Raw genomic sequence first — 26,881 nt, forward strand, 5'->3', positions numbered from 1 at the left:
CGTACCGCAGGCTCAGCCGGCTGTCGTGACGAACCAGCGGGTCAGAGCGTCGTCGAGGTCGTCTCCCAGGTCGTCGTTCCCGTCCGCGGCCCAGGCCACGAACCCGTCGGGCCGGACGAGGAGGCCGGTCAGCTCCGGACGCCCCGGGCAGGTCGCGCCGACGACGTCCACCCGGTCGCCGTACCCCTCCGCCCGGGCGCGCAGCTTGGGATCGTCGGCGAGGTCGAACAGGACCGCCCGGCCGCCGTGCAGCCGGTCGCCCAGCCGGGTGCCGTCGGAGAACTCCAGGTCAGGGGCGCTCCGGCCGGTCAGCGGGTGCTCGCCGGGCAGGTCGTAGTGCTGCCAGACGCCCGAGATCTGCTTGACGAGGTACGTCGTCCCGTCCCTCGTCAGCGCGAGATCGGTGACCACCCGGCGCAGGGCGCGGGCGTGCCGGTCGGGCCGCATCACGGCGATCTGGGCGCGGGTCCAGTCCAGCACCCAGGCGCCGACCGGATGCCGTTCGCCGGTGTAGCTGTCGAGAAGGGCCTCGGGGGCCCGGCCGCGTACGACGGCGGCCAGCTTCCAGCCGAGGTTCATGGCGTCGCCGAGGCCGAGGTTGAGCCCCTGCCCGCCGAACGGCGAGTGCACATGCGCCGCGTCCCCGGCGAGCAGCACCCGGCCCTTGCGGTAGGTGCTCGCCTGCCGGGCGTTGTCGGTGAACCGGGTCGACGAGTGCACCTCGTGGACGGTCACCTCGGGCACCCCCGAGACCCGGCGCAGGGCGGCCTGGATCTCCTCGGCGGTGATGGGCGCGGAGCGGTCGGCGGGCGGCCCGTCGAACTCGACGGTGAGGATCCGGCCGGGGAAGGGCCCGTTGACGTACGTCCCCACGTCGGTGGTGTTCCACCCGGCCCCCAGCCGCTCGCCGCCGCTCATCTCGACGACGGCCTGATAGCCGGTGATCTCCGGTTCGGTACCGGGGAAGTCGAACCCGGCGAGCTTGCGGACGGTGCTCCGCCCGCCGTCGCACCCGACGAGCCAGCCGGCCCGGACCGTCTCGGAGGTGCCCAGCCGTACGGTGACGGTGTCGTCGGTGACGTCGAAGCCGGTCAGCTCCACGCCCCGGCGGACCTCGACGCCGAGCCGTTCGGCGCGGGCGGCCAGGATCCGCTCCAGTTCGGCCTGCGGGACCCCGAGGCCGACCTGGTCGGCGGGGCCGATGTCGGCGAACGCCGGGTCGGAGCCGTCGAACAGGTCACCGCGCATCATGATCCCGGCGAAGTGCCCGGCGAACTTCGGGGGAGTCCGGGGCGCGTCGGCACCGCGGTCCCCGAGGAAGGCCTGCAATCGCCACCGGTTCCGTTCCCAGGCTTCCGCGAGCTCGGGCAGCATGCCCCGCCGGTAGAGGGCCACCGCGCCGGCCGTGTTGATGCCGCCCGCCTTGATGGTCACGTCCACCTCGGCCAGCCGCTCCACGACCAGCACACTCGCCCCGCCGAGCCGCAGCTCCCCGGCGAGAAAGAGCCCGACGGGCCCACCGCCGGCCACCACCACGTCGTAGTCCATGTCGTTCTTGCGATCAGTTGCTGTCGTTGCTGTCGTTGCTGTCGTTGCCGTCATGGCTTCACTGTAGTCACTAAAAGTTTCGAGCGGCTATAGTTTTCTTGTGATCGATGAGAGCAGGCCAGGGGAGTCCCTGCGGGAGCGCAAGAAGCGGGAGACGCGGCAGCGGATCTCGAACGTCGCGACGGTGATGTTCCGGGAACACGGCTTCGACCAGGTGACCGTCGCCGAGGTCGCGCGGGCGGCGGGCGTCTCGGCGATGACCGTCTTCAACTACTTCCCGCGCAAGGAGGACCTGTTCCTCGACCGCATCCCGGAGGCCGTCCAGGCCTTCTCCGGTGCGGTACGGGACCGCACCCCCGGCGAGCCCCCGCTCGCGGCGCTGCGCCGCCTGGCCTTCCGGTTCATCGGCGCGGGGCACCCGCTGGGCGGGGTGGGGGAGGGTTTCGAGGGCTTCTGGCCGGTCGTCGCCGCCTCGCCGGCGCTGCTGGCGCGTGCCCGCGAGGGGGCCGAGGAGGTGGAACGGGCGCTGGCCGGAGCGCTCGCCGAGGCCGGGGAGGCCGACCCGGAGCTGCTGGCGGCGGTGACCGTCGCCGCGTACCGCGCGGTGTGCGTGGCCTCCGTGCGGCGCCAGCTCGCGGGCGACCCGTTCGCGGAGGTCCTCGAAAACCACCGGGAGCGGATGGGGGCGGCGTTCGACGCGCTGGAGCGGATGGGGCATGGAACGGGTGCCTGAGCGTGTTGCAGCGTAGGTGCACAGGGGGTTGCCGAAGGCGGCACCGCGTAGGGGTTGCGCAAGGCGGCACCGCGTAGGGGTTGCCTAAGGTGGCACCGCGTAGTGGTTGCCCAAGGCGGCAGGGCGTAGGGGGTGCCGAAGGTGGCGGAACAAGCACGGTGGACGAGGGCTCGGCTGGGCCGCTGCGGGCCGCCGCTCGACCTGCTGACGGCGCATTTCGAACGCCACATCTACGCCCCGCACGCGCACGCGGAGTTCACCATCGGGGTGTGCGTGAGCGGCTCCGAGATCATCGACTACCGGGGCGGCCACATCCGCAACGGCCCCGGAGCGATCGTCGTACTGGCCCCGGGCGAGATGCACACCGGCGGCCCGGCCACCCCGACCGAGGGCTATGCCTACCGCGCCCTGTACGCGGACCCGTCCCTGTTGGCGGAGGGCACCCTGGGCACCGGCACACCGCACTTCCGCGACCCGGTGCTGGACGACCCGGAACTGGCCGCGGCCCTCCGCCGGGCCCACACCGACCTGGCCACCTGCCCCGACCCGCTGGAAGCGGAATCCCGCCTCCCGTGGCTGCTGACAGCCCTGTCCCGCCGCCACTCCACGGCCCGCCCGGCGACGGACCACGTCCCCGGGGCGCAGGGAATATCCCTCCTGGTCCGAGACAGACTGGCCGACGAACTCACCGCCCCACCCTCACTCGCCGACCTGGCCGCCGACCTGGGCCTCTCCCGCTACCAGCTCCTCAGAGCCTTCCGTACGACGATGGGCGTCCCGCCGTACGCCTGGCTGGCCCAGTACCGGGTGACCCGGGCCCGCGCTCTGCTGGAGGCGGGCGTTCGCCCGGCCGAGGCGGCCGCCCTGGTGGGCTTCGCCGACCAGGCCCACCTGACCCGCTGGTTCCGCCGGGTGCTGGGCGTGACCCCGGCGGCGTACCGCAACAGCGTTCAAGACGCGGGACAGTCCTGACACCCATGCTCTGTACATGACTGCACGAGGCTGGTTCCTCTTCTCCCTCATGGGAGTGATCTGGGGCATCCCCTATCTGATGATCAAGGTGGCGGTGGACGAGGTGTCCCCGTCGATGGTGGTGTTCGCGCGTTGTGCGGTGGGCGCCCTGCTCCTCCTTCCCCTGGCGATCCGCCAGGGAGGCCTGTGGCTGACCATCCGCACCCACTGGCGCCCGATGCTGGCCTTCGCGTGCATAGAGATCATGGGCCCCTGGTTCACGCTCACGGACGCCGAACGCCACCTGTCCAGCTCCACGGCGGGCCTGCTGATAGCGGGCGTACCGATCGTGGGCGTGGTGGCGGCACGCTACTTCGGCGGCGAACGGGAACACCTGGGCGCACGCCGGATCGCGGGACTGCTGATCGGCCTGGCCGGCGTGGGCGTCCTGACCGTCCCCCACCTCACCGGCGGCGACGCCCGCTCCCTGGGCGAGGTCCTGCTGACGGTGATCGGCTACGCGACGGCACCCCTGATAGCGGCCCGCCGCCTGAAGGACGTACCGACACTGCAGCTCATCGCCCCCTGCCTGACCCTGGCGACGATCGTCTACGCTCCCGCGGCGGCCGCGACCTGGCCGGCCTCGATGCCGTCCTCCGGGGCCCTCCTCTCTCTCCTCGCCCTGGGCGTCCTGTGCACCGCGGTGGCCTTCGTGGCCTTCTTGGAGCTCATCAAGGAGATAGGCCCGACCCGCTCGACGGTGATCACGTACGTCAACCCGGCGGTGGCGGTGGCGGCGGGCGCGTTGTTCCTGGACGAGAGCTTCACCGCGACGATCGCCGTCTCCTTCGCGCTGATCCTTGCGGGGTCGGTGCTGGCGACGATGGCCTCGGCACCGAAGGGGTCGGCGGAGCCGGTGCCGGTGCGCCCCGCCCGTCAGTGGCTCCGCCGCGGCCCGGACCCCCGGCCGGAACGAGACGAGGCCGGCGCCCGGTAACATGGTCGACACGGCAGACGAGCCGGGCGGACGGCCGCGTGGAGTCCCCTCAGGGGGCTTCCCGAGGAACGTCCGGGCTCCACAGGGCAGGGTGGTGGCTAACGGCCACCCGAGGCGACTCGCGGGACAGTGCCACAGAAAGCAAACCGCCGGGGACCTCGGTCCTCGGTAAGGGTGAAACGGTGGTGTAAGAGACCACCAGTGCCCAGGGTGACCTGGGCAGCTAGGTAAACCCCACCCGGAGCAAGGTCAAAAGGAAGCACCCCGGTGCTTCTGCGGGGACGTTCGAGGGCCGCCCGCCCGAGTCCCCGGGTAGACCGCACGAGGCCGGTGGCAACACCGGCCCTAGATGGATGGCCGTCACCCCGGCACCCGCGAGGGACCGGGGCACAGAACCCGGCGTACAGCCCGACTCGTCTGCTGGTTTGATTCTGGGCCAACTTCTGGGAACCCAGACGAGGTGAACGCTCCTCACGGCTGACGATTCAAAGCGAACCGTGCCGCAGCCTTCTGCCTAGCCCGGTAGGGCCGTCACCGTGCACCGGCAGCGGGCAGAAATTGGCTACGTTCGCCGTGCCACGAGACACGCAGGGCCTCACGTGCCCGGGTGCAAGCGACAAATAGCAGGCTCAACTCGCTCAGCAGGTCCTCTCGATGCTTCTGAGGGTCGATCTCTTCGGCGGTGACCGCGCTGCGCATGGGAACGACGCCGTCATTCACCCCGGCGACAGCCATACAACGGAACTCCAGCCCCTTCATTCGGTGCATCGTCCCGATACGGACCCCGTCACCTGCCGTTGATGACGTACCAAGTACAGCGGCGGGCAGTCCGGCTTTCCCCAGAGCTTGCGCGATGTCCTTGCCGAGTTGGATGAACCGCACGGCGACCCCAATCTCGCGCGGCGCCACACCAGCTTTGGCCCAATCATCGATCTGGGCCACTAGGCCTGCGATCTCCTCGGGCTTGCTCTCAGCCCCGCTGGTCTGCGGTTGCGCGCCGTGAAGGGTGGATCGGTATCCGATGAGTGCTTCGTCCCCGCCGTCCATGTCGTCGACCGGCTCTCCCGTTAGGAGGGCAGTGGACCAGGCCAGGATTTCCTGAGTGGTTCGGTAGTTGATACGCAGACGTGTGGAGCGTCCGGTCACAGAAATTCCGAGGCTCCGGAGCGACACCTTGTTCCCGTAGATCCGCTGGTAGGTGTCGCCCGCGATGAACAGATCGTCTGGCCCGGATGAGACCAGGGCTCGGAGCAGCCGCCACTGCGCGGGGTGAAGGTCCTGTGCTTCGTCGACCACCACATGCCTGTAGCGACGCGGTTCGTCCTGCTCGCCAAGAAGGCGGGCGGCCTCCTCGCACACTTGGAGGAAGGTCCATTCGTCGGCCTGGCGCAACTCATTGGTGAAAGCCTCGAGCGCTCGCCATACCTGCGCACGCTTCAGAGGCCCCAGGGCGGCACCACGTCCACTACGCGAGGCTTTGAGATATGCCTCAGGCGAACGTAGGTCTTGCGCGAGCACGACGTGGCGCCACTCCTGGTCGAGGAAGACATCGGTGAAGTCGATACCGAGACGACGGGCAATGCGTGCCCAACGCGCGGTGATGTCCTTCTGACTCGTGACAATCTTCAGTGGGGCCTTGCGAGTCTCTCGCACGATTTCGTTGGCGAGCGCGTCCACGTTGATGACGCGGATCCTGCCGCGCAACTGCGCATCAGGGATCAGTAGTTCAAGGCTGTGGCGGAGGTCGGCGGCGAGATCCCGGGTGTACGTGGTCAGCAGGATCGACTCGTCCCCGGCGTCACGCGGCAACTGCCGGGCCAGGTGCAGCGCGCGGTGCAGGGCGACCACTGTCTTGCCCGTCCCGGGACCGCCTGTGACGCGGGCGGGGCCGTTGTACGAGGACCTATAGGCCACGCGCCGTTGACTCGGGTGAAGGAACACCCGCCATGCGTCGAAGGGCTTGGCCAAAACTTCCATCAACTCGTCGGGCCCGGAGACGAGAGCGATTCGTCCTTGTGAGCGGGCCATGGCGACCGACAGTTCGTCGTGATGCTGCGGCGCGGTCGACTCGTCGCTGCCCACGACGACACTGATCTGTTGGGAGACGCTCGGCCCAGTGTGCTCCAGCTGTACCTGGACTACCTCTCGCCATACGTCTTCCGGTTCCATGCCGGCGGCGAGACCGGCCAGAACGTCGTACTGCTGCTCGGGAAGGATCTTCCGCAACGCATCGAGATGTGCCTCGGTACCGAGATGCCTCAAGAGAGGCAGGAGGTCGGTGTCGATCCCCAGGCGGGTCAAGTCCGTGTCGCTGACATGCCCGAAGAGCCGCTTGGTGTCCGTCGAGGTGAGACTCCGTACGCCGGCGGTCGCCCGCTCCAGGGCGACGTCGTTACGAAGCTCGATGCCCTGAGTGGCTGAATTGATGGTGGCACGGTGCTTGACCGCCCAGGCGATGGCGTCGTCATGTGGCAGGACCTTGAGCAGCAGGAAGCTGTCGCCGGACTCGGGAGCGAGGAGGACACCGCGCATGAACTGGTTGATGCGGATGGTCCGGATGCGGGGGTCCCGGGCCTTCTCGAGCTTTTCGAGATGCAGTCCGGCGTGGCGGTGCTCTCGAAACTTCTCGAACACTTCGTGGACGCGTCTTTGGACCGGTTTTTCCAGCTTGGCGAACTCCATCAGGAAGTCCTTGTGGATTCCCAGCGTCGCCATCAGCGCCCCCGCTCGTGCGGTCCGTCAGTTCTCCTGATCACCGTACCCGGATGGGGAAGAATGGCGACCTGGTCCGGTACACCTTGGGGGGAACAGGCGCGTGCACGCTCAAGAGACCACGTTCAGCAAGCTTGTCCAGGGCGAGAAGCAGTTCCAGGTTCCGTTGTACCAGCGTACCTACAGCTGGCAGCGGGAGGAACTGCAACAACTGTGGGACGACGTACTGGAGCTGGTCGAAGACCAGTTGGAGGGCAGGCCGCCTGCCGCACACTTCCTGGGCTCCGTCGTGCTGGCGCCGGGGCGGATTACTGCGGGTGGCATGCAGCGCTGGCTCGTTGTCGACGGCCAGCAGCGGCTCACCACGTTGATGCTCGCCTTCACTGCGTTGAGGGACCGCCATCGGGAACGGGGCACGGACAAGAAGGCCGCCCGGATCCACGACCTCCTACTGGTCAACAGCTACCGGGATGGAGAGGACCACTACCGCCTGCTGCCGACCCAGGCCGACCGGGATGCCTTCACCGCCTGTGTCGAATCTTCGCCGAAGGCCGGCGGACCCGGAAACGTGGGTGGCGCGTACCGATTCTTCCTGGGGGCGCTCGCCACAGGCGAGGAGAGCGGCGGCGAGGCATGGACAGACGCCGTGGAGACAGTGCTGAGCAGTCTGCTGTCCATCGTCGAGATCACCGCCGCCGAGGGCGACAACGTCTACCGGATTTTCGAGTCGATCAACAACACCGGCGTGGGCCTGAGCCAGAGCGACCTGCTGCGCAACTACCTTTTCATGTGTCTGCCGACCCGTGGCGAGTCGGTGTACCGCAACCTTTGGCTGCCCATGCAGGAACAGCTCGGTCCGGAGAACCTCGAACTGCTCGTCTGGCTCGACCTGGTCGTGGGCGGCAACAGCCGGGCCAAGCAGAGCGAGATCTACCGTGACCAGAAGAAGCGTCTGGAGCTGTTGAGCGGCAGTGAGACGGCACTGGAGGCAGAGATCGGCGCGCTTGCCCAGCGGGCCGGACGACTGCAGCGGATCCTGGAGCCCGAGCTTGAGGGGAATCCGGAGCTGCGAGAGGCGCTGGAGCGGCTCACTCGGTGGGGCGGCCAGACCCACTACCCCCTTGCCCTCCATCTGCTCGATCTGGTCGACGCCGGTCAAGTCACGGCTCACGATGCGGCAAAGGCTTTGGCGTACGCCGAGAGCTACATGGTGCGACGCCTGTTCGCCGGGCTCTCCACGACCGGAAGCAACCGGGTATTCATGGAGCTTCCCAGGGAGCTGGAGAAGGAGGCGGACAAGGACGGCTTCCCGGCAGAAGCCGTACGCCGGTTCCTGTCGAGAAATAAGACGGGAGCGCGGGCGTGGCCAGGAGACGAGGCTGTCCGTGAGGCGATCCGCACCCGGCCGTTCTACAAGTTCGGACGGAGCAACCAGCGGTTCCAGGTGCTCCGCAGGCTGGAAGAGAGCTACCGTTCGAGCGAGCCGGTCGACTACTCCAAGGCGAAACTCACCGTGGAGCACGTGCTGCCGCAGAGCCCCGCACAACAATGGTTCGAACTGCTCGCTGAGGAGGCCGAAGACGGCCAGAGCTCTGACGAACTGCATGCACTGCTCGTTCACACGCTGGGCAATCTCACGCTCTCCGCGGACAACGCACGGCTCTCGAACCACCCCTTCCGGCGCAAGCAGGAAATCCTCGACTCCAGTGCCCTGCGCATGAACCAGGGGATCGCGGCGCAGGAGCGGTGGGGCAGAGCGGAAATCCTCGCGCGCGCCGACGAACTCGGCGGGCGAGCAGTGCAGTTGTGGCCCGGTCCCATCGAAGGCATGGTTCATGCCGACGACGAGTGGGTCGGCTGGAAGGAGCTGAGGGCCGCGCTTCTGGCCATGCCTGCGGGTACGTGGACGACATATGGGGACGTTGCCGCGCTGATCGGTACCCATGCCGTTGCAGTGGGCAGCCACCTGGCCTCCAAGGCGGGGCTACACGCTGCCTACCGAGTCCTGACAGCCGATGGCCGTGTCTCGGAAGGTTTTCACTGGGCCGCCGGTGACCAGTCAGCGGACCCGCAGACTCTCCTGGAAGCGGAGGGCGTCCCTTTCGACGATGCGCGTCGCGCTCGCCGGTCTCATCGGCTGACCACCGCTGACCTGGCCACCCTCCTGGGCAAGGAGGTTGCTGGCGACCTCTTGCCGACCAACGACCTGGACGAGGAACAGCAGGCAGCCGCCGCCCGTTTCGAAGCGCAACTGCGCGACAACCAGACGCCGGAGACCGTCACGGGGGTGGGAGACGCACTGCGGTTCTGGGAGCAGCAGGGTGGCTATCGCGCCTATGGCAAGGCGAGCGAGACAAGTTGCTTCCCAACTCTCGATGCGGGCAACGCGCTGGAGTCCAGGAAGCTGTGGCCACTGGCGATCTATCCGGTCACGGGCACAGTCGAGGCCGTCTTCGAGCACTTGAAGCGACGGCAGCCCTTTGACGATGAACCTCTGCGGCGCGAGCTGATGGCCAGGTTGAACAAGATCGACGGCATCGATCTCGCGGAGGCGAAGCTGGACCTGCGTCCTTCCTTCCCGGTGGAGGTCTTCGCGAGCCGCAGCGAAGAGATCTGCGCCGTCCTGGAATGGTTCGTGCACACAGTGGCCTTGGCGGAGGCCCGACGGCCGATGCCGGCCGATGACGGATCCGCCGTGGTCTGACACCAGGGGCTGGCCGGATCTCGGCCTTTCTGGAAGATCATTGCTCGAGTAGCCTGCGCGGACAGTGAACGGTGTGTCACTCCGGGCGTGGGGCGCGTGACGGGTGGCCTGTTACCGGAGCGCGGGGGCGCATGGAGCTGAACAACCACCAGGGCTGGTACGGGGAGACGTTCGTGGCGGCCATAGCCGCCGCGGCCGGCTTTCAGGTGGCCGTGCCCTACCCGGACATCGGCAAGGACCTCATCCTCGGCCGGGACCACGAGATGCCGGAACTGGATGTCCAGATCGCCCTCCAGGTGAAGTCCCGTCGAGTCGGCGAATTCACTTCGACCGAATCGGGCTTCAAGATCCCTCTCCCGATCGAGCAGTTCAAGAGGTTGCGGGGCCGAAGGCAGGTTCCGTGCTACCTGGTGATGGTGGTGGTCCCCGCCGATCCGCAGGAGTACATCCGACTCGATGAACGAGCTCTGATCCTGCACCACTCGGCCTACTGGCTGTCGCTGGAGCACCACTCCATGCCCGTTCAGCAGGGGCAGAAGACCCTCACTGTCACTGTGCCGCGCGACAATCTGCTCACAGTCGATGCTCTGCACAAATTCTTCGACAGTGCGTGCGAGGAGGTGCCCGTGCCATGACAGCAGTCGGAGTACCGGAGCACGAGCTGGAGCGCCTGCGCCCGCGGGATGTCGCCCACTACTTACGCAGCAGAGGATGGAAGCCAGGTGGCCGGGTCCGCTACAGCCGCCGCTGGGAGCTGGAATGGGGAGGGCAGCGCCACCGTGTGCTCCTTCCTCTGGACAGTGAGCTCGCCGACTACGCGGACCGGATGGCGGATCTGATCGATGCGCTGTCCGCCACGGAGGGGCGGCCGCCGTCTGTCGTTCATCAGGACCTGACGCTGACCGGCCTCGACGTGCAGTACATCAGGACCATGCCACGGACACCGTCGGGGACGATCCCCGTGCTGGACGCAGTGCTGGCTGTCACCAGTGCCCGGGATCTGCTGATGGCCGCGGCCTGCGACACCGTCGCGGAGGAGCATCGACTGGTACAGCCGAGACGCAAGCCGCAGCGCGCGAAGGACTTCGTGGAGAGAGCCCGGTTCGGCCCCAGCGCTCCAGGAAGCTACATCTTCACCGTTCAAGTCCCGCTGCCCGAAGCGACATCGGAAGGATCGCTCTTCGAAGAAGCCCCCGAACTGGACGTGGCGCCGGAGCCGTTCGCTCGCCAGGTGTCGCGCAGGATGTACGAGGCGGTGACCGCGGCACGTACGGCGGCTGAGCAAGCAGCGGTGGCAGATGACTCCGCCCCCTTCTCGGAGGGCGTGGAGCAAGGAATCTCCGCCGACCTGTGTGAGGCTCTGGCCGGAATCGGAGGGCAGGACAGCCGTAACCCTCAGGCAGGGAACGGCAATCGCCAGACGGGCCATGGCTTCTCGCTCGACTTCGCCTGGTCGCCGCGATGGCCGGTGCCGTACGAGACCTCGGTAGCAGAGTTCCCTCAGCGCCTCGTGCCCGTGCTGCGGGAGGGCGCCCAGGATCTGCGGCGCCAGGAACCGGACCGCGGCGTCACCATCGTGGGTCGTCCGACCAAGCTCAAGCGGGTCGCCGACTTCGGGCCGGGCGAGGTCACCGTGGAGGGCCGGTTGATGCAGGAGAACGGGGATCTCGTCGGTCAGCAGCGGCAGATACACCTTCACCTCACGGAAGGGGACTACGACCGGGCGACCGACGCTCACCGCACCCGGCGTGACCTGAAGATCGAGGGCGATCTCACCCGGCGCGGAAATTTTCATGAGCTGATCAACTTGACCGGCTTCGACGTGCTGTGACGAAACCTGTACTGCCTGTGTGAGGCGGTGCCAGAGTAGGCGCAGGAGACGGGCAGGATCGGGAGCCGCCCAGCCTCTGTCCGTGTGCATGTTTGAATTGCTGTGTTTGACGGGATTCGCCCAGGCCGACGCCGTATCGGTTCAGGGTGGGGTGAGGAGCGCGGAGAGCCGATGACGACATCGTCGACCACCGACCTGGCGGGAGTGGCGCAGCGGGCGGTCCGCCGCCGCGGCGATGCCCAGGATCCGACCGCCGTCCCTGAGATCAGTGACCTGGTCGAGGTACGGGGCCAGCGGTGGGTGGTGGCCGATGTGGACCTCGGCGAGTCGGAGAGGCTGGGCGGTGACACGAGCAGGGGCACCACTCTGGTCACCCTCAACAGCGTCGAGGACGGTCGCTACAACGACACCCTCTCAGTGATCTGGGAGGTCGAGCCGGGGCGGCGCAGGCTGCCGGCTGGCTCACTCCCTGATGTGACTGCCGGAGGCTTCGACCCTCCAGAGCGCCTTGCCGCTTTCCTTGACGCGGTCCGCTGGTCGGCTGTGACCTCCGCGGACGTACGTACACTCCAGGCGCCGTTCCGCTCCGGCGTGGCTGTGGAGCCGTACCAGCTGGAGCCTGTGTCCCGAGCCGTCGCCGCACCGCGTGTGAACCTGCTCCTCGCCGACGACGTCGGTCTCGGCAAGACCATCGAGGCTGGCCTCGTCGCCCTGGAACTGATCCTGCGCAACCGCGCCCACAAGATCATGATTGTCTGCCCGGCCGGCCTGACCGTGAAGTGGCGCGACGAGATGGCCGAGAAGTTCGGCCTGGACTTCACGATCATCGATTCCGAGCGCAGCGCCGAGGTGCGCCGCAGCCACGGCAGCGCGGCCAACCCCTTCAACATCTATCCGCAGTGCATCGTCAGCCTGCCCTGGCTGCGTGGCCCCAAGGCGCAGCGCCTGCTCGCAGAAGTGCTCCCTGTCGAGAACGCCGACGCGGCCACTCCCACGAAGCGCGTCTTCGACCTGCTCATCCTCGACGAAGCGCACCATGTCGCGCCCTCCGCGCCCCAGCAGCTCTACCCCGTCGACTCTCAGCAGACCAAGCTGATCCGTCGCCTCGCGCCCCACTTCGAGCACCGGCTCTTCCTGTCGGCCACCCCGCACAACGGCTACCAGCAGTCGTACACCGCCCTCCTGGAAATCATCGACAGCCAGCGCTTCGCCCGCGGTGTCGATCCCGACCCGGCCGCGGTCAAGGACACGGTCGTACGTAGGCTCAAGACCGACATCCGTGAGCCGGACGGCACCCGTCGCTTCCTGGAGCGCACGACCGTCGCCCTGCCTGTCGAGTACACCGACGACGAGCGCCGCATCCACGAGCTCCTCAAGAAGTACGCCCTGCTGCGCCGCGCCAAGCTAGGCACCCGTTACAAGGGCGGCCGGAAGGCAGCCGACCTGGTCACGCTGCTCCTGAAGAAGCGGTTGTTCTCGTCGCCGGATGCCTTCGCCCGCACCATCGCCGTCTACCTGGACACGCTCCGTACGAAGAAGCAGCAGGCGGCCGAGGAGATCGAGGACTGGCAGGAGACTTTCTTCGACGACTACGCGGCCTACGACGACGAGCCGCTCGCCGAAGCCGAGGACGACGCTATCGCCCGCGCCACCACGCTCCAGCCGAGTACCGACAACGACGAAGCCGGTCTCCTGGAGCAGATGCAGGACTGGGCACAGCGCCACCAGGCGCAGGCCGACTCCAAGGCGCGCGAGCTCATCGGCTATGTCAAGGCGGTGTGCCTGCCTGATGGCAAGCACTGGACCAACGAACGCGTGGTGATCTTCACCGAATACCGCGACACCCAGATCTGGCTCCAGAACCTCCTGCGCGATCACGGACTCGGCGGCGACCGCGTGGCCCTACTCCACGGCGGCATGAACACCGACGACCGTGAGCCATTGCGCCTCGCCTTCCAGGCCGAGCCCGCAGAGAACGAGGTACGCATCCTCCTCGCCACGGACGCGGCCAGCGAGGGCATCGACCTCCAGCGGCACTGCCACCGCCTGGTCAACTACGACATCCCGTTCAACCCCAACAAGCTGGAACAGCGCATCGGCCGCATCGACCGCTACGGTCAGCGCACAGCCCCGGAGATCGTCCACTTCATCGGCAGCGGTTACGAGAAGGCAGCCGACACCTACGAGGCCGACCTCGAATTTCTCGCCCGCGTCGCGAACAAAGTCGCACGCATGGAAGAGGACCTCGGCAAGGTCAACGCCGTCCTCGCTGACGCCGTGCAGCGCAGGATGACCGGTGACCTCGGAGCCGACTTCGATGTCGAGCGGGCTGAGGCGTACGCGGGCCGCAAGGCCAAGCGTGGTGGCAACGTGACCGCCGAACGGGACGTCCAGGCACAGGCACAGCGTCTGAAGGAACAGGTGGACGCCACCGTCAGCGCGCTTGGCATCACGCCACCAAGGGTCGCACGCGTGGTCTCCACTGCCCTGCCCCTCGCCCGTCAACAAGACATCACCCCAGTCATCGACGAACGGGAATTCGCTCCTGGCTTCTACGAAGTCCCCACGCTCACCGGTTCCTGGGAGCGTGCCAGCCAGGGCCTTGCGGACAAATTGCGCCCGGAGATCCAGCGCCCCATCACGTTCGACGCACAAGGTGCCAAGGGCCGTGACGACGTGGTCCTCGCCCACCTTGGTCACCCCCTGGTCAGCATGTCCACGCGCCTGCTTCGAGCGGCAGTGTGGAACAAGGACCAGACCGGCCTCGCCCGCGTAGCCGCCGTCGTCAGCGACCACCTGGAGCTGGAGACCACGCTTGTGGGAGCCTTCGCTCGCTTCGTCCTGGTCGGTGCGGACGGCGTACGCCTCCACGAAGAGGTCCTCCAGGCAGGTGGCTGGCTTCGCGATGACGAGACGGCCGGCAGCCCGGCCCGCTTCAACCGCCTTGAGAAGATCACCACGTTGCGCGAGATCCTGGACAACGCACTTGCCGACTCCACCAAGGCCTCCACACTCCTTGAACGCCGGCTGACCGATGCCTGGCCACACGTGAGCGAAGCGCTGGTCTCCTCCCTCGAATGGCGCGCCCGCAACCGCCAGACCGCGCTGGAAGGCCGCCTCGAAAACCGTCGCCGTGAGGAGACGGAGCGCATCGCCGCCAACATCGACGCATTCCGTGCCTCTCTGCGCGCCGCCATCGGTAAACCGGCGGAGGAGGAAGGACAGCTGGAGCTCATCTTCGACGAGGCAGAGCAGCAGCGCCGGGATCGTGAGAACTGGGCGAAACGCCTCGATGCCCTGGAGACCGAGAAGGAACGCGAGTTCGCCTCGATCGCCGCGCGCTACGCCCAGCCCAAACCGCTGCTGTTCCCCGTCGCCGTCGTCTTCGTCGTTCCCCGCCGGGAGGCCGTGAAGTGAGCACCACCGTCCGTACGAACCACGGCCGCGGACGCGCCCGCAGTGGGGCACCGCTGCCCGACGGCAGACAGCAGCACCTGGACTGGCTGAGCCTGGTCGACGTGTCGGGACCGTTCCTGACGCTGCCCGTGTTGCTGAGGACCTGGCAGCAGCTCGACTCGATCGACAAACCGATGCGTGCGCGGCTGCGGTACGAGCATGGTGTCTGGCTGTCCGACCAGGAGGCGGGGCAGGAGGCGTGGATCCACTTCCTGCTACGTGAACTCCTCGGCTGGGGCGAGGCGTTGAGGGAGGGCGAGACACTGACCGAGGCCCTCGCCGTCGACGTACCGGAACACGACGAGCGGGTCGCACCGACCTTCGCGCTGCTCGACCCAGACGCGGAGGTTGAAGAAGACAGTGCGGCTGGGCTCGTGGCCGGCGCTTCGATGCTCGGCCTGACGGTTCCGGCCGGACAGCATCCAGCCCGCCGCCTCCCGGACTCGCCCTGGTCGGCCACCCCGATCGACCGCATGGCCCACCTGTGCCGTCACCACGGCGTGGAACTGGGCCTGGTGACGGACGGCCGCTGGTGGGCCCTGGTGTGGGCGCCGCGAGGTGGCGTCACCACGGCGGCCGTCTTCGACACAGTGGCCTGGACTGAGCAGGCCGAGCGCGTCGTCGTACGAGCCTTCGTGTCGCTCCTTAGCAGGCGCCGTTTCTTCTCCGTCGAGGATGACGAGACGCTGCTCCCGCTGCTGAGGGAGTCCCTGGACAATCAGGAAGACGTGACGGATGCCCTCGGCGTCCAGGTCCGACAGGCTGTCGAGCTGTTGGTGGAGGCGATCGGCCGAGCCGATATAAGTGAGCGCGCCAAGGGTGGTCGGGGGCTCTCCGACGTCCCCGCGCAGGAGGTCTACCGGGGCGCGGTCGCCATCATGATGCGGGTGGTGTTCCTGCTCTTCGCCGAGGAGCGCGGCCTGCTTCCGAGCGACAACGAGCTGTACACGCAGGCGTATTCGGCAAGCCGCCTCGCCGAAGAGTTGGAGCGGCGGGCCAGAGAGACCACCGAGGAGGACCTGGAGCAGACGAGGGCCGGCTGGCACCGGCTGATCGCCCTGTTCAACGCGGTGTACGGGGGAGTGGACCACCCGAAGCTCACCATGTACGCGTACGACGGCTCGATCTTCGATCCCAACACCTACCCCTGGCTGGAGGGGCGCGGAACGGGCGAGGACGACCCGAGCGACCCCCTGCCGATCGACGACCGAACCGTCTTGCACATGCTCCAGTCCGTGCAGCACGTCTCGATCGGCACGGGCAAGAAGCGGGAGCGTCGACGGCTGACGTTCCGGACGCTGGACGTCGAGCAGATCGGTTACGTGTACGAGGGCCTGCTCTCGTATCAGGGGCGGCGGGCCGAGGACACGGTCGTCGGGCTGGTAGGGAAGCCGGGGCTTGAGGCGGAGGTGCTGCTGTCCTGGCTTGAGGCGAGGGTGGCGGGTGCCCGGGAGCTGGCGGACTTCGGGGCGCTCCTGGCGGAGGAGTACAACAAGACGACGGGGTTGGGCAGCGCGGCCAAGGTCACTAAGTCGCTCGCGCCGCTGGGTAATTCGGATCGGGAGGCCGCGAGGCGCAAGCTCCTCGCTGCGACGGGCGGCGATGCGGAGCTGACAGAGCGGCTGCTGCCGTTCTACGGGATCATCCGGCGCGACCTGCGGGACCTGCCGGTGGTCATCCGGCCGGGGGCCTTGTACGTCACGGAGTCCGCGCTCCGGAAGAACACCGGCACGCACTACACGCCCAAGTCCCTTGCGCAGCAGGTGGCGGACGGGGCGTTGGAGCCGTTGGTGTATGAGGCCGAGTTTGGGCCGCTGACGACCTCTGACCGTTCGCAGTGGAGGCCGAAGACGTCCACTGAACTGCTGAAGCTGAAGGTCGCGGACATCGCGATGGGTTCGGCGGCGTTCCTGGTGGCTGCTTGCCGGTATCTGGCGCACGCGTTGGTGGAGGCGTGGGCTCGCGAAAAGGATGCGCGGGCTATCGCGTATCTGGAGGCGGCGGGGTCGCTGTCTGCGTCGGCAGTGGACGCGGAGGCTGATCCTGTGATGGTCGAGGCGCGGCGGCAGGTTATCGAGCATTGCTTGTACGGGGTCGACATCAACCCGATGGCCGTGGAGATGGCCAAGCTGTCGTTGTGGCTGGTGTCCATGGATCCGGAGCGGCCGTTCACGTTCCTGGACGACCGGCTGGTGGCGGGGGATTCGCTGCTCGGGATCACGTCTGTGGAGCAGCTGGAGGCCATGCATTTGGATCCGGTGCGGGGGCGTCGGATTCATGGGGATGGGATTGATTTTACAGGGGGTGTACGGCGGCTGGCGCGTGACGTCGCCGATGAGCGGAGGAAGTTGGCGGGGATTCCAGGGGTGGGGCTGGAGGAGCTTGGAGAGAAGCGGGCGATTCTGGCTTCTGTGCGGGAGAAGACTCGGCAGGCTGGGGTGTTCGCGGATTTGGTGGTGGGGGCGGCTCTGGCGGGGGCTGGGCGAGGGGAAAGGGAGCGGGATCAGCTGGCGTTTGATGCTGTTACGGCGGCTCATGCGGTGGTTGATGCGGGGGATGACGAGGAGTTGGCTGCGGGGGAGTTGCGGCGAGCGGAGGGGATGGCGCGGGGGTGGCTGGCTACGGGGCAGCCTGAGGGGGCGTTTGATCGGGAGCCCGTGCATTTGCCGTTGGTTTTCCCGGAGGTTTGGGATGAGCGGGGAGGGTTTGATGCGGTGGTGGGGAATCCGCCGTTCCTGGGTGGCAAGAAGCTTACCGGGGCATTGGGTGTTGCGTACCGTGAGTACCTTGTGGAGAGGTTGGGGCATGCGGCTCGCGGAAATGCTGATCTTGTAGCCTACTTCTTGCTGCGAGCACACCAGGTTCTGAATAAGGGTGGGCAGACGGGGCTGGTCGCGACGAGCAAGCTGGCACAGGGTGAAAGTCGAGAGGTCGGGCTGGATCAATTGATCGCCAATGGGGTGACAATTCGCCAGTCGGTGAAGAGTGCACCCTGGCCGTCGAAGAGTGCAGATCTGGAGTATTGCGTGGTCTGGACAAGCCAGACGGGGGTTGCCGAGGGTGGGGTACGAGTTGTCGATGGGGTTCCAGCGAAGGGGATTACGTCATCGCTGGACTCCGTTTCGCAGGTCTCAGGGCTAGCGGAGCGACTGGCAGAGAACCGACGGCTGTCCTTTCAGGGGGCCACCATCCTTGGGCAGGGGTTCACCATGTCGATTGAGGCCGCCGAAGATCTCATTGCAAGGGATTCGCGCTATGAGGACGTGCTCTTCCCCTATTTGGACGGGAAGGATCTCAACTCACGGCCAGGTGGTACGGCGCGTCGCTGGGTGATCAACTTTCACGATTGGAGCGAGGAGCGGGCGAAGCTTTACCCGGAGGCGTACAAGCAGGTACAGGATCTGGTTAAAACTGAACGCGCCATGAAAGACGTACGAACGTACGCTGGGCTAATGGCTCGTTGGTGGCTGTACTGGCGGCCACGCGGTGAACTGAGAGCTGCTATCAATGGAATGCAGCGAGTTCTGGTGATTGCGCGCGTGAGTGACACTCTCATGCCGATGTTGGTTCCCAATGGGCAAGTGTTCCACGAGAAGCTAGTGGTGGTCGCTCGAGAGTCCACTGAATTTCTGGCATTCATGTCGAGTGCAATGCATTACTGGTGGGCAGATCAGCAGAAGACTACCCATGGCAAGGCTGGGACCGCGACCTATGCGCCAGAGCGATGTTTTGAAACGTTGCCCCAGCCCGGGACCTTCGGAGGGTTGAACCCATTGGGTGATCTCTTGGATACTTTCCGGCGCGACCTAATGCAGCGCCGAAACGCGGGCCTGACTGCCACGTACAATTTGGTCCACGACCAGGAATGTCAGGACTCGGACATCCTCGAACTCCGGGCCATTCACAAAACCATCGACGAAGAAGTGGCTCGCGCCTACGGTTGGCACGCCCTCCTGGACCGGCCGGGTGGCCTTGACCACGGCTTCCACCCCACCCGCCAGGGGCCCCGCTACACCGTCGGTCCCACCGTCCGTCAAGAGATCCTTGACCGCCTCCTCGAAGAGAACCAGCGCCGCTATCAGGCCGAGGTGGACGCGGGTCTCCACGCCAGGAAGCAACCCAAGAAGACCGCTCTGGCCACGGCCAAGAGGGCGGCACGCCCCAGGCCTCCGGCCGAGGAGCCCCCTGGCCTCTTCTGAGCCAACCGCGGCAAGGCCGTGGTCCTCGCCTCCGCCGGGGCCACGTCCACCTGCCCTACCACTCAGCCCAGCTCAGGCACATGCGAGACGAACGCAGCCCACCCCGGTGAGCTGAAGCCCAGGCGCGCGCCCTGTTCGTGCTTTGAGTCACGCACGTGGATCGTGCCAAAGGAGGCCGCGACTTCGACACACTCAGGGCCTTCGCTGGTGCTGTAGCTGCTCTTGAACCACTCCAGTGCGGCAGCGCTGTTGGCAGAGGGCTTGATCGTCATGTCTCTCCCAGCACTTTCTCGATGAACGCCAGTGACTCCCGCGGAGTGAGAGCCTGCGCTCGGATAATCCCATAGCGCCCTTCAAGCATGCGGACCTTGCTCTGGTCCGCTGTCACCTGGCTGGAGAATGCGGCTTCCGAGTGGGCTGCCTTGTGGCCGTTCTTTGGGGCGAGGAGCAGGAACGACCCGGGAAGGCCGGCGTGGTCTTCAAGGAGTGTCGGCATCACCTGAATCTCCACGTTTCGCAACTTACCGATGTCCAGCAGCCGTTGGAGTTGGTCCCGCATCACCATCCTGCCACCGATGAGGCGGCGCAGAGTCACCTCTTCCTGGACGAAGCTCAGGTAGGGAGCGGGGCGTCGCTTGAAGATCTCTTGCCGTGCCATACGCGCGGCCACATTTCGCTCGATGACCTCTTCGTCCAGCATCGGTCGATGCATCCGGTAGAGCACCTCGGCGTAGGCCTTGGTCTGTAGCAGTCCGTGAATAACGGCACCGGCGTAGGCACCCAACTCCACTGCTTCCGCTTCCAGTCGAGCCAAGTCTCGCACCTTCTTCGGGTACTGGACCTTCTCTACGTCCTCCCTGAACTCCGCCAGCATGCCCTCCGCCCCCACAACCTCGTCGGCCCTGTCGAGGAACGCAGGCTTGGGAATCCGCCGCCCCCGCTCAACAGCCGACACCTGATGCTCGGTGTACCCGATCGCGCTCCCCAACTCGGCTTGTGTCAGCCCCGCCCGCTCCCGCCATCGCCGCACATGCCGCCCCACCATCTCCAGGACCTCGGACATCCCCTCATCCCAGTCCTGCTCCTCCTCCAGGCCTCCCGTGCCGCCACTCGTCTCCTCAGGTTCCCTACCCGCCATGCCAGTCACCTCCGGCCGTAACGTCATCGCCCCGCACACTCCCGACACCGCTCCATCCCGCGCGCAGTCACGCCCGACAGCCCGGACAACCTGCCTGGACAGCCCGACAACTACGCTCCGTATCGATGTCGTCGCTATTCAAAATAGGCACGCCCGGCCACGCTGAGTGACATGAATCAGCAGATCTCCACCCCCCTCCCCACCACCCAACCTGCGCCAGCAGCCCGCCGCTTCAACATCCAGTTCAGCTCCAGCCGCAGAGGCGCCCGTCTCGCCCGCCGCCTCACAACTCACCAGCTCGGCGAGTGGGGCATCCCGCACGACACCGACCTCTCCGAACGTGCCGCCCTCGTAGTGGCGGAGCTCGCCGCGAACGCCGTCACACACGGCTGCACCCCGGGCCGCGACTTCCGCCTGACGCTGACCTTGTCTCTCGCGCTCGACGGCACCCCGTCCACGTACACCCTCCGTATCGAAATCACGGACACCCGCCCGGATCGCCTGCCACCGCCGCCGCAGGACCTCACGCTTGCCACCCCCGATGCGCCCGCCGGCCGAGGTCTGCTCATCGTCGACACTCTGACCACCCGCTGGGGCACTCGGGCGGACGATCAGCTCACCAAGACCGTATGGGCGGAACTGACCAAGGCCCCGACTCCGGCAGACCAGGCCGCAGGGCATGGCCTGCGGTAACTTGGCCGGTGTGACTGCCCAGGGCATCGAAGAGGTCCGCCTGACCGCGTTCAAGAGTTTCCGCGGTGAGGCCTTCCGGCTTGCTCCGCTGACCGTGCTGATCGGACGCAACAGCAGCGGCAAGTCGAACGCGCTCGACGGACTCGAAGTGCTGTCCCGTCTCGCGCGCGGTGAGGACATCGCTGAAGCGCTGGAGAGCCGGCGCAGCCCCGCAGGGCCGGTGCGCGGAGGGCTCGCCGGGTGCGTGCCGCACGGATCGGACAGGTTTTCGCTCGGGTGCACCGTGAGCAGCGAGTACGGACCGATCCACCTGGATGTGACGATCCAGGTGGAGCCGGAGGTGCAGATCGTCGAGGAGCGGCTGTCCGGGCCCACCGTCAGCGGTCACCGGGATGTACTCGTGAGCGGCGCACCGAGCCCGCACCTCGGGGACATCCAGGCGTCCTGGCACAACGGCAGGCCCGGCCGGAATCCAAGCGGCCCGTTCCGCAACTCACGTCTTCTCACCTCACAGCTGCCGTTGCGCCTGGCCGGCGACACGGAGGGCGAACACGACTGCATCTGGATCGCCCTGCGGGTGATGACTGCTTTGGCCGGCGCCTTTCACCTCGATCCGGTGCCGCACCTCATGCGGCAGTACGTCCCTTCGCGGGACGTCCATCTGCGACGCACGGCGGAGAACTTGTCCGCCGCGATTGGCAACGTACAGAGGACGAGCCCCGAACTCTTCGACCGGCTCGTGCAGTTGCTGCGTGGGCTCGCCGATCACGACATCGAGACGCTGGCGGTCACCAAGTCCGAGCTGGGCGATGTGATGCTGGCGTTGGACGAGGGGGAACTGGGATTGACCCCAGCCCGGGAGATGAGCGACGGGATGCTGCGTTTCCTCGCCATCACCACGTCACTCCTCACCGGAGGGAGAGGGCTCGACCTCGGTTCATCGAGTGCGGGGAGTGCCAGGGACGGCGCGGAACGCGCACTCATGCTGGTAGTCGAGGAGCTGGAGAACGGGTTGCACCCGTCCCAGGCGTCTGAAGTGCTGCAACTCGTCCGGCAGGCGAGCGCGGAGAACGACACACAGGTGCTGATCACCACGCACAGCCCCGCCCTATTGTCGGCGCTCGACAGCGCCGATCATGAAGGCGTGGTGGTGTGCTGGCGTGACAGGGACTCGGGCACGAGCCGGCTCACCAAGCTCACCGAGCTCGACGGGTATCCGGCGGCCATGGCGGCCGGACGGCTGGGCGATGTGATCACGCAGGGGCGGCTGGAGGCCCGCGGCCAACAGGACCGTGACTACACGGAGTTTGACCGTCTTCTGGGGATCGGGTGAGACGTGGCTCGCAGGGTTGAATTCGTCGACACGTCGATTCTCTGCAATCTCCTTGAGGTCCCAGGCAAGTGCCAGGACCGCGAGAAGGTGATCGAAGAGTTGCGTCGCAAGAGGGAGGCACGGGACTGCGACCTGCTGCTCCCCGTGACCGCGGTCATTGAGACGGGAAACCACATCGCGCAGCTGCCCGACGGACGAATGAGGCGTACGTGCGCGGAGCGGTTCGCCGGCGTGCTGCGCACGGTCGTGGAGGGCAACGCGCCGTGGGCGCTCAACGAGGTGGAGTGGGACGCGGCTCACCTCAGCGCGCTGATCGAGGGCGGGAGCACGGGCAGCAGCCTGGTGGAGCATGCCTGCAATCAGCTCGGGTGTGGTGACCTGAACATCCTTATCGAGCGGGACCGGTACCTTGCCCGGACGTCCGGGGTTGCGGCGACTGTTTGGACGCTGGATACGCTGTTGGCATCGTATGCATGACGGGGGATGACTCTTCGGGGAATGGGAGGACTTCCTGCCTCGAGTGCAGGCCCGCGTCTACCTCGGCCTGGTAGCGGCGTTGGTTCTCTTCCAGAAGGCGGTCAAGGATCTCCTGGCGGACCACCGGGCCGATGGTGTAGCGGGGGCCCTGACGGGTGTCGTGGAAGCCGTGGTCGAGGCCGCTGGGCTGATCCAGGAGGTCGTACCAGCCGTAGGCGCGGGCTACTTCTTCGTCGACGGCTTTGTGTATGGTGCGGATTTCGGTGATGCCCGGATCTGTGCAGGTCTCGTCGTGGACAAGGTTGTATGTTGAGGTGAGGCCGCCGTGAGAGAGGGTGATCTCCCGGCGGCGAGTGTCCAGTATATTGCCCAATTTCTTTAGCTGATGGGTTAGTGCTGGATGCGGAAGGGTCTCGTAGACGTCGGAGGGCGAGTAGTTGAGGTCTGCCTTCATGGTCGAGCTGTGGCTGACGGCCCACCAGTAGTGAGCGGCGCTGCTGAGTAGTGCCAGCATTGCAGAGTCTTCGGTCGCAAAGATACCCAGCTTGTGCGCGAACACCTGGCCTGTCGGTACCATAACTGGCACGACGGACTTACTCACCAGAGTGACGGCAATTACCCGCTCCAAGGCCTCGATAGCCTCGTACAAGCCCTTTGAGCGTTCCCCGTACTGCCACCAGCGATCACGGCGAACATTCCTTTTGTTCTTGTCTCGTTCTGGTTTGACCAGTCGGCGTACTCGCTCGTATGCTTCGGGATATCGACTGGCCCGTATCTCGCCCCAGCTATGAAAATTGATCACCCAGCGGCTAGCCGATCCATCTGGGCGAGAGTTGAGGTCCTGCCCGTTTAGGTAGGGGAATAATACTTCCCGGTACCGCCTGTCTTTCGCGATCAGCGTCTGGGCTTCCTTCAGCGATATTGTGAACCCTTGGCCTAGCACGTACGAACCGATGAATGCGATGCCTTGGTTCTTCGCCAGCCGTCGTGGAGTACCCGTAACCCGTGATGCGGCGTCGAGCGACGGTGTAATCCCCTTCACCCGCAAGCCGTCCGCCATCCGCATGCCGCCCTCGGCCACCTCGGCACGGCTCGTCCACACCGCGCAGTACTCAAGCACAGCGCCCCGCGACGGCCATGGCGCACTCTTCATTGACTTGCGGATCTCCACCCCATCCGCGACTAGCTGATCAAGTCCCACCTCTCGCGTATCTCCCTGCGCCAATGTGTTCGTCGCGATCAGTCCCGTCTGGCCTCTCGCGTTCAGTAACTCATGTGCCCGCAGGACGAAATAGGCAGCCAGATCCGCGCTACCGCGTATGCCGTGTCCGATGACTCGGACTAAGTACTCTCGATATGCCTTCCCCAAGGCGCCGGTCAGTTTCTGGCCTCCCAAGAACGGAGGGTTTCCCACTATGGCGTCAAAGCCGCCATCCTGGAATACCTCAGGGAAACGGTGCGGCCAGTTTATTGGCTTCCACTCGTCGAATCCCCCGACCTCTGCTGCGAGGCGCCATCGCGATGTATCCTCCTGGGCTCGTCCTTTGATGCTGAGCTGATCCTCTGGAAGGGCCCTTCCTAATAGGTCTGCATAGGTAGCCGCAGCAATGGCTGCTGTATCAAGACCTCGTGTTCCGCGTGGAGCGTGGGCCAGGGAGGCGGCTACGAGAAGGTCCCCGAAAAACTCCAGGAGTTGGACGGAGAGTTCGGCTTTCCCGAGTATGCGCCGCTTTTCTGCGAGGGTGGCTAGTGAGTCTCCCGGAATGTCGACCAGGCTCGTTCGCAACTCCGCAGCGCGCCGGAGGTCGGCACCCATCCCGGTCTGTTGCCAAATGGTTGACGTGTAGTCAACCGGTGAGCGGCGGTGCACAGTCCACTCCGCCGTAGGCAGCATGTGCATGTAGTTCACCTGCTCGGAGCGCGAAATGCCCACAAGCGAGTCCCCGTCGATCAGCCGATCGTCGAGGAACGTGAACGGCATGCCCGGTTCCACCGTGTCCAACCACAATGCGAACTTGGCCAGTTCGACGGCGAGCGGATTGATGTCAACCCCATACAGGCACCGTTCAGCGACCTCTCTCCGAGCCCGGATCATCACCAGGTCGAAGGTCTCGTCCTCCCGCTCACGGAATGGTTCCTGCGGGCGGATGACATCGGCGTCGAGCTGCGCCCGGATGCGCCCCTCAGCGGCTTCCTCCCGCTCGATCGCCCGCGCCTCGACCAGCCGCTCTGCCAGATATCGGCATGCCGCGACCAGGAACGCGCCCGAACCGCAGGCGATATCGGCGACCTTGAGTCGGAGGATGTCGGAACTGGACTTGAGTTTCCAGCGCCCCTTCTCGGCTGTTTCCAGCGGGCCGGGGGAATACACCAAGGGCTCCAGAGCGCCCTCCACCACCTCCGCTGCCAACCACTCGGGTGTGTAGTGCGCGCCGGTGGCCTTCCGCTTCGATGACCTGCCGACGTACAGGCCTCCGGGAAGGATCACGATCGGCAGACCGCGCAGGTCGTGACGGATGATGCCGTAGAACGGCACGAGACGCTCGGCAAGGGACGTGTCGCCGCCCGCCGCGGCCAGCAACTTCCGCTTGGCAGCGGCGCGTTCAGTCCCCGCAAGCGGACGAAGTGCACTCTCCACGGCCCTGGCCGTGCCGATGCCAGAGTTCTTGTACTTGGTGCACAGCGACGCGGCCAGCGCAGCGAGCGAGTCCTCGGCCCGAGTGGCCTCGGCGGCGAGCCGCTCGACTTCGGCCAGTTCCACCTGGACCTCTCGACCCTGCTTGCCGATGAGGCCGATCACGGGACCGGCGGCGCGCTGTCCCTCGTACTCAAGCAGACCCTCGTAGACACTGCCGATATCGCTGATCCGCAGGTGGGCGAACGTGGTCCTGCGTCGCTCGCGCGTGCGGCCCCGGCCCGTCGTGACGTGCTGCACGGCTCGCAGCATGTGAAGCACCGTCCGGTCGTCCACCGGCCATGGTGACCCTCCGCCGCCCGGTTCGAGCCACGGATGTCGGGCGGGATCGAAGAGACTTCCGTCGTACCCGCAGATGTGCAGATCAGGGTGGTCAACGCCCTGGTAGATGGCGTGAAACAGAGCCACGAGCCGGTGCCATGCGGCGGTGCTCTGTTCCAGATCCTCTTCGCTTGTGTCCCGGGCCTGTGCCTCCAGTTCGGCGCACAGGCCTCCCGCAGAGTAGGAGCGCGCGTAGAGAGGGTTGTCGGCAGGCAACAGCCCCTTCTCCTCGGCGAAGAAGGCGAAGAGGATCCGCATCTGGGTCGCGAGGGCAGCTTTGTAGACCTCGGACGCGGACTGTTTCTCCAGACCAGGACGGCTGGCCTCGCGAGCCTCCCGGTCCCCGCGGCCTATGGCGGCCACCAGAAGCTCGACCGCCTCCTTCACCTGCCGGCCCAGGGACTCCGTGAGGTCCTCCGCACGATCCTCCGCATTGCTGAGGAGGGACGTCAGCGTCTCGTCGTCCGGGACGGAGAAGAAGCGTCGACGGTTGAGCAGCGAGACGAACGCCCGTACTGATGTACGGTCGGCGGCCGAGCCCCAGTCCGCGGTGTCGAAGGTGACGTACGTGGCCGCTGTCTCGCGAGGGGCCCAGACGAGAGTCCACCAGCGGCCCGCAGCCACCAGTCCGAGACCGATGCCGTGGTGGCGGCACAGGCGAGCCAGTCGGTCCGCCGGGGCGGCCGACCACGCGGTGCCGGACTGCCGACTCGTCGGCACCACGTCAGGCGCGCAGATGATGCCGAGCAGCGGAATCGCCTCCGGTGCAGGACCAGACGTGTCGGAGGCGTCCGGGTGGATCAGGGCGAATGACGGAGTGATGGTTTCCTGGTGCTCCGGAACGGACAGGGCGAGGTTGCCGAGGAGCGCAGGGTCCTCGGACAGTGCGTCCCTCCAGCCCAGCAGGTCACGTAGGAGGTAGCCGATCCACGTGTCGTGGTAGACGCTCGGCTTTGACTGCCACTCACGGTGCGCGAGCCGCAAGGAGCGCCTCGCCGGTCCGTCCAAGGCATCGAGCTGCGGCCATACGCGGGTCAGCGACGACATCCCCAGGAACGGGCCGTCCATCGTGACCAGACTCAGCCACTCCTCG

16 protein-coding genes and 1 other RNA gene are annotated in these 26,881 nt (G+C 66.5%); 12 read left to right on the forward strand and 5 right to left on the reverse strand.

The annotated features are described in order from the left end of the window. Positions 1-12: 12 nt before the first annotated feature. Positions 13-1,548 carry an FAD-dependent monooxygenase gene (locus tag ACFWXC_RS28350; protein WP_384483173.1) on the reverse strand — a complete coding sequence of 512 codons (1,536 nt, stop codon included), beginning with the start codon at positions 1,546-1,548 and terminating at the stop codon, positions 13-15. A 100-nt stretch (positions 1,549-1,648) separates the two neighbouring features. Between ACFWXC_RS28350 and ACFWXC_RS28355 the strand changes: the two genes are divergently transcribed. The 4 genes from ACFWXC_RS28355 to rnpB all read left to right on the forward strand — a co-directional run bounded on the left by ACFWXC_RS28355 (position 1,649) and on the right by rnpB (position 4,649). Then, a complete protein-coding gene (locus ACFWXC_RS28355) occupies positions 1,649-2,281 on the forward strand; it encodes a TetR/AcrR family transcriptional regulator (protein ID WP_384483116.1) in 633 nt (210 codons plus the stop codon). Between the two features lie 141 nt (positions 2,282-2,422). Continuing rightward, a complete protein-coding gene (locus ACFWXC_RS28360) occupies positions 2,423-3,253 on the forward strand; it encodes an AraC family transcriptional regulator (RefSeq protein WP_384483117.1) in 831 nt (276 codons plus the stop codon). Positions 3,254-3,269: 16 nt separating this feature from the next. Further along, positions 3,270-4,229: a DMT family transporter gene (locus ACFWXC_RS28365; RefSeq protein ID WP_384483118.1), complete on the forward strand. Its 960-nt coding sequence runs from the start codon at positions 3,270-3,272 to the stop codon at positions 4,227-4,229. Between the two features lie 18 nt (positions 4,230-4,247). Continuing rightward, an RNA gene (rnpB, locus tag ACFWXC_RS28370) (RNase P RNA component class A) lies at positions 4,248-4,649 on the forward strand. Positions 4,650-4,760: 111 nt separating this feature from the next. Here the strand turns inward: rnpB and ACFWXC_RS28375 are convergent. Beyond that, complete coding sequence (locus ACFWXC_RS28375) at positions 4,761-6,944, reverse strand: UvrD-helicase domain-containing protein (protein ID WP_384483119.1); 2,184 nt, start codon at positions 6,942-6,944, stop codon at positions 4,761-4,763. Between the two features lie 100 nt (positions 6,945-7,044). Here ACFWXC_RS28375 and ACFWXC_RS28380 point away from each other — a divergent pair, with 100 nt between their 5' ends. The 5 genes from ACFWXC_RS28380 (at position 7,045) to ACFWXC_RS28400 (ending at position 19,131) form a co-directional block, all read left to right on the forward strand. After that, complete coding sequence (locus ACFWXC_RS28380; protein ID WP_384483120.1) at positions 7,045-9,645, forward strand: DUF262 domain-containing protein; 2,601 nt, start codon at positions 7,045-7,047, stop codon at positions 9,643-9,645. A gap of 131 nt (positions 9,646-9,776) precedes the next feature. Further along, positions 9,777-10,280, forward strand: a complete 504-nt coding sequence (locus ACFWXC_RS28385) for a DUF4365 domain-containing protein (protein ID WP_384483121.1) — start codon at positions 9,777-9,779, stop codon at positions 10,278-10,280. Continuing rightward, on the forward strand, positions 10,277-11,476 hold the full coding sequence (locus ACFWXC_RS28390; RefSeq protein ID WP_384483122.1) for a hypothetical protein: 1,200 nt from the start codon (positions 10,277-10,279) through the stop codon (positions 11,474-11,476). Before ACFWXC_RS28385 ends, ACFWXC_RS28390 begins: the two co-directional genes overlap by 4 nt. 171 nt (positions 11,477-11,647) lie before the next feature. After that, positions 11,648-14,893, forward strand: a complete 3,246-nt coding sequence (drmD, locus tag ACFWXC_RS28395; RefSeq protein ID WP_384483123.1) for a DISARM system SNF2-like helicase DrmD — start codon at positions 11,648-11,650, stop codon at positions 14,891-14,893. Next, positions 14,890-19,131, forward strand: coding sequence for an Eco57I restriction-modification methylase domain-containing protein (locus ACFWXC_RS28400; RefSeq protein WP_384483124.1), 4,242 nt, complete (start codon positions 14,890-14,892; stop codon positions 19,129-19,131). The genes drmD and ACFWXC_RS28400 overlap by 4 nt, the downstream gene beginning before the upstream one ends. 62 nt (positions 19,132-19,193) lie before the next feature. On the opposite strand, the gene ACFWXC_RS28405 is transcribed toward ACFWXC_RS28400, so the two are convergent. After that, on the reverse strand, positions 19,194-19,403 hold the full coding sequence (locus tag ACFWXC_RS28405; RefSeq protein WP_384483125.1) for a DUF397 domain-containing protein: 210 nt from the start codon (positions 19,401-19,403) through the stop codon (positions 19,194-19,196). Next, positions 19,400-20,269 (reverse strand): helix-turn-helix domain-containing protein, encoded by an 870-nt coding sequence (locus ACFWXC_RS28410; protein WP_384483126.1) that lies wholly within the window; start codon positions 20,267-20,269, stop codon positions 19,400-19,402. The genes ACFWXC_RS28405 and ACFWXC_RS28410 overlap by 4 nt, the downstream gene beginning before the upstream one ends. A gap of 171 nt (positions 20,270-20,440) precedes the next feature. Here ACFWXC_RS28410 and ACFWXC_RS28415 point away from each other — a divergent pair, with 171 nt between their 5' ends. From ACFWXC_RS28415 to ACFWXC_RS28425, 3 genes are read left to right on the forward strand one after another with little or no spacing between them, the layout of a single operon-like run. Beyond that, a complete protein-coding gene (locus ACFWXC_RS28415; protein WP_384483127.1) occupies positions 20,441-20,962 on the forward strand; it encodes an ATP-binding protein in 522 nt (173 codons plus the stop codon). Between the two features lie 10 nt (positions 20,963-20,972). Further along, positions 20,973-22,295 (forward strand): AAA family ATPase, encoded by a 1,323-nt coding sequence (locus ACFWXC_RS28420; RefSeq protein ID WP_384483128.1) that lies wholly within the window; start codon positions 20,973-20,975, stop codon positions 22,293-22,295. Positions 22,296-22,298: 3 nt separating this feature from the next. Beyond that, a complete protein-coding gene (locus ACFWXC_RS28425) occupies positions 22,299-22,772 on the forward strand; it encodes a hypothetical protein (RefSeq protein ID WP_384483129.1) in 474 nt (157 codons plus the stop codon). Here ACFWXC_RS28425 and ACFWXC_RS28430 read toward each other — a convergent pair. Beyond that, positions 22,684-26,856 (reverse strand): Eco57I restriction-modification methylase domain-containing protein, encoded by a 4,173-nt coding sequence (locus ACFWXC_RS28430; RefSeq protein ID WP_384483130.1) that lies wholly within the window; start codon positions 26,854-26,856, stop codon positions 22,684-22,686. The genes ACFWXC_RS28425 and ACFWXC_RS28430 overlap by 89 nt on opposite strands. Between the last annotated feature and the right edge of the window lie 25 nt (positions 26,857-26,881).

It is taken from the genome of Streptomyces sp. NPDC058683, from assembly GCF_042716195.1.
In the GTDB taxonomy this organism is placed as follows: domain Bacteria; phylum Actinomycetota; class Actinomycetes; order Streptomycetales; family Streptomycetaceae; genus Streptomyces.

Excerpts from the sequence above, each read along its gene's own strand:
- ACFWXC_RS28350 (WP_384483173.1), bottom strand. The coding sequence starts at position 1,548 with ATGGACTACGACGTGGTGGTGGCCGGCGGTGGGCCCGTCGGGCTCTTT.
- ACFWXC_RS28365 (WP_384483118.1), top strand. The coding sequence starts at position 3,270 with ATGACTGCACGAGGCTGGTTCCTCTTCTCCCTCATGGGAGTGATCTGG.
- ACFWXC_RS28375 (WP_384483119.1), bottom strand. The coding sequence starts at position 6,944 with ATGGCGACGCTGGGAATCCACAAGGACTTCCTGATGGAGTTCGCCAAG.
- ACFWXC_RS28385 (WP_384483121.1), top strand. The coding sequence starts at position 9,777 with ATGGAGCTGAACAACCACCAGGGCTGGTACGGGGAGACGTTCGTGGCG.
- ACFWXC_RS28390 (WP_384483122.1), top strand. The coding sequence starts at position 10,277 with ATGACAGCAGTCGGAGTACCGGAGCACGAGCTGGAGCGCCTGCGCCCG.
- drmD (WP_384483123.1), top strand. The coding sequence starts at position 11,648 with ATGACGACATCGTCGACCACCGACCTGGCGGGAGTGGCGCAGCGGGCG.
- ACFWXC_RS28405 (WP_384483125.1), bottom strand. The coding sequence starts at position 19,403 with ATGACGATCAAGCCCTCTGCCAACAGCGCTGCCGCACTGGAGTGGTTC.
- ACFWXC_RS28410 (WP_384483126.1), bottom strand. The coding sequence starts at position 20,269 with ATGGCGGGTAGGGAACCTGAGGAGACGAGTGGCGGCACGGGAGGCCTG.
- ACFWXC_RS28415 (WP_384483127.1), top strand. The coding sequence starts at position 20,441 with ATGAATCAGCAGATCTCCACCCCCCTCCCCACCACCCAACCTGCGCCA.
- ACFWXC_RS28430 (WP_384483130.1), bottom strand. The coding sequence starts at position 26,856 with ATGGACGGCCCGTTCCTGGGGATGTCGTCGCTGACCCGCGTATGGCCG.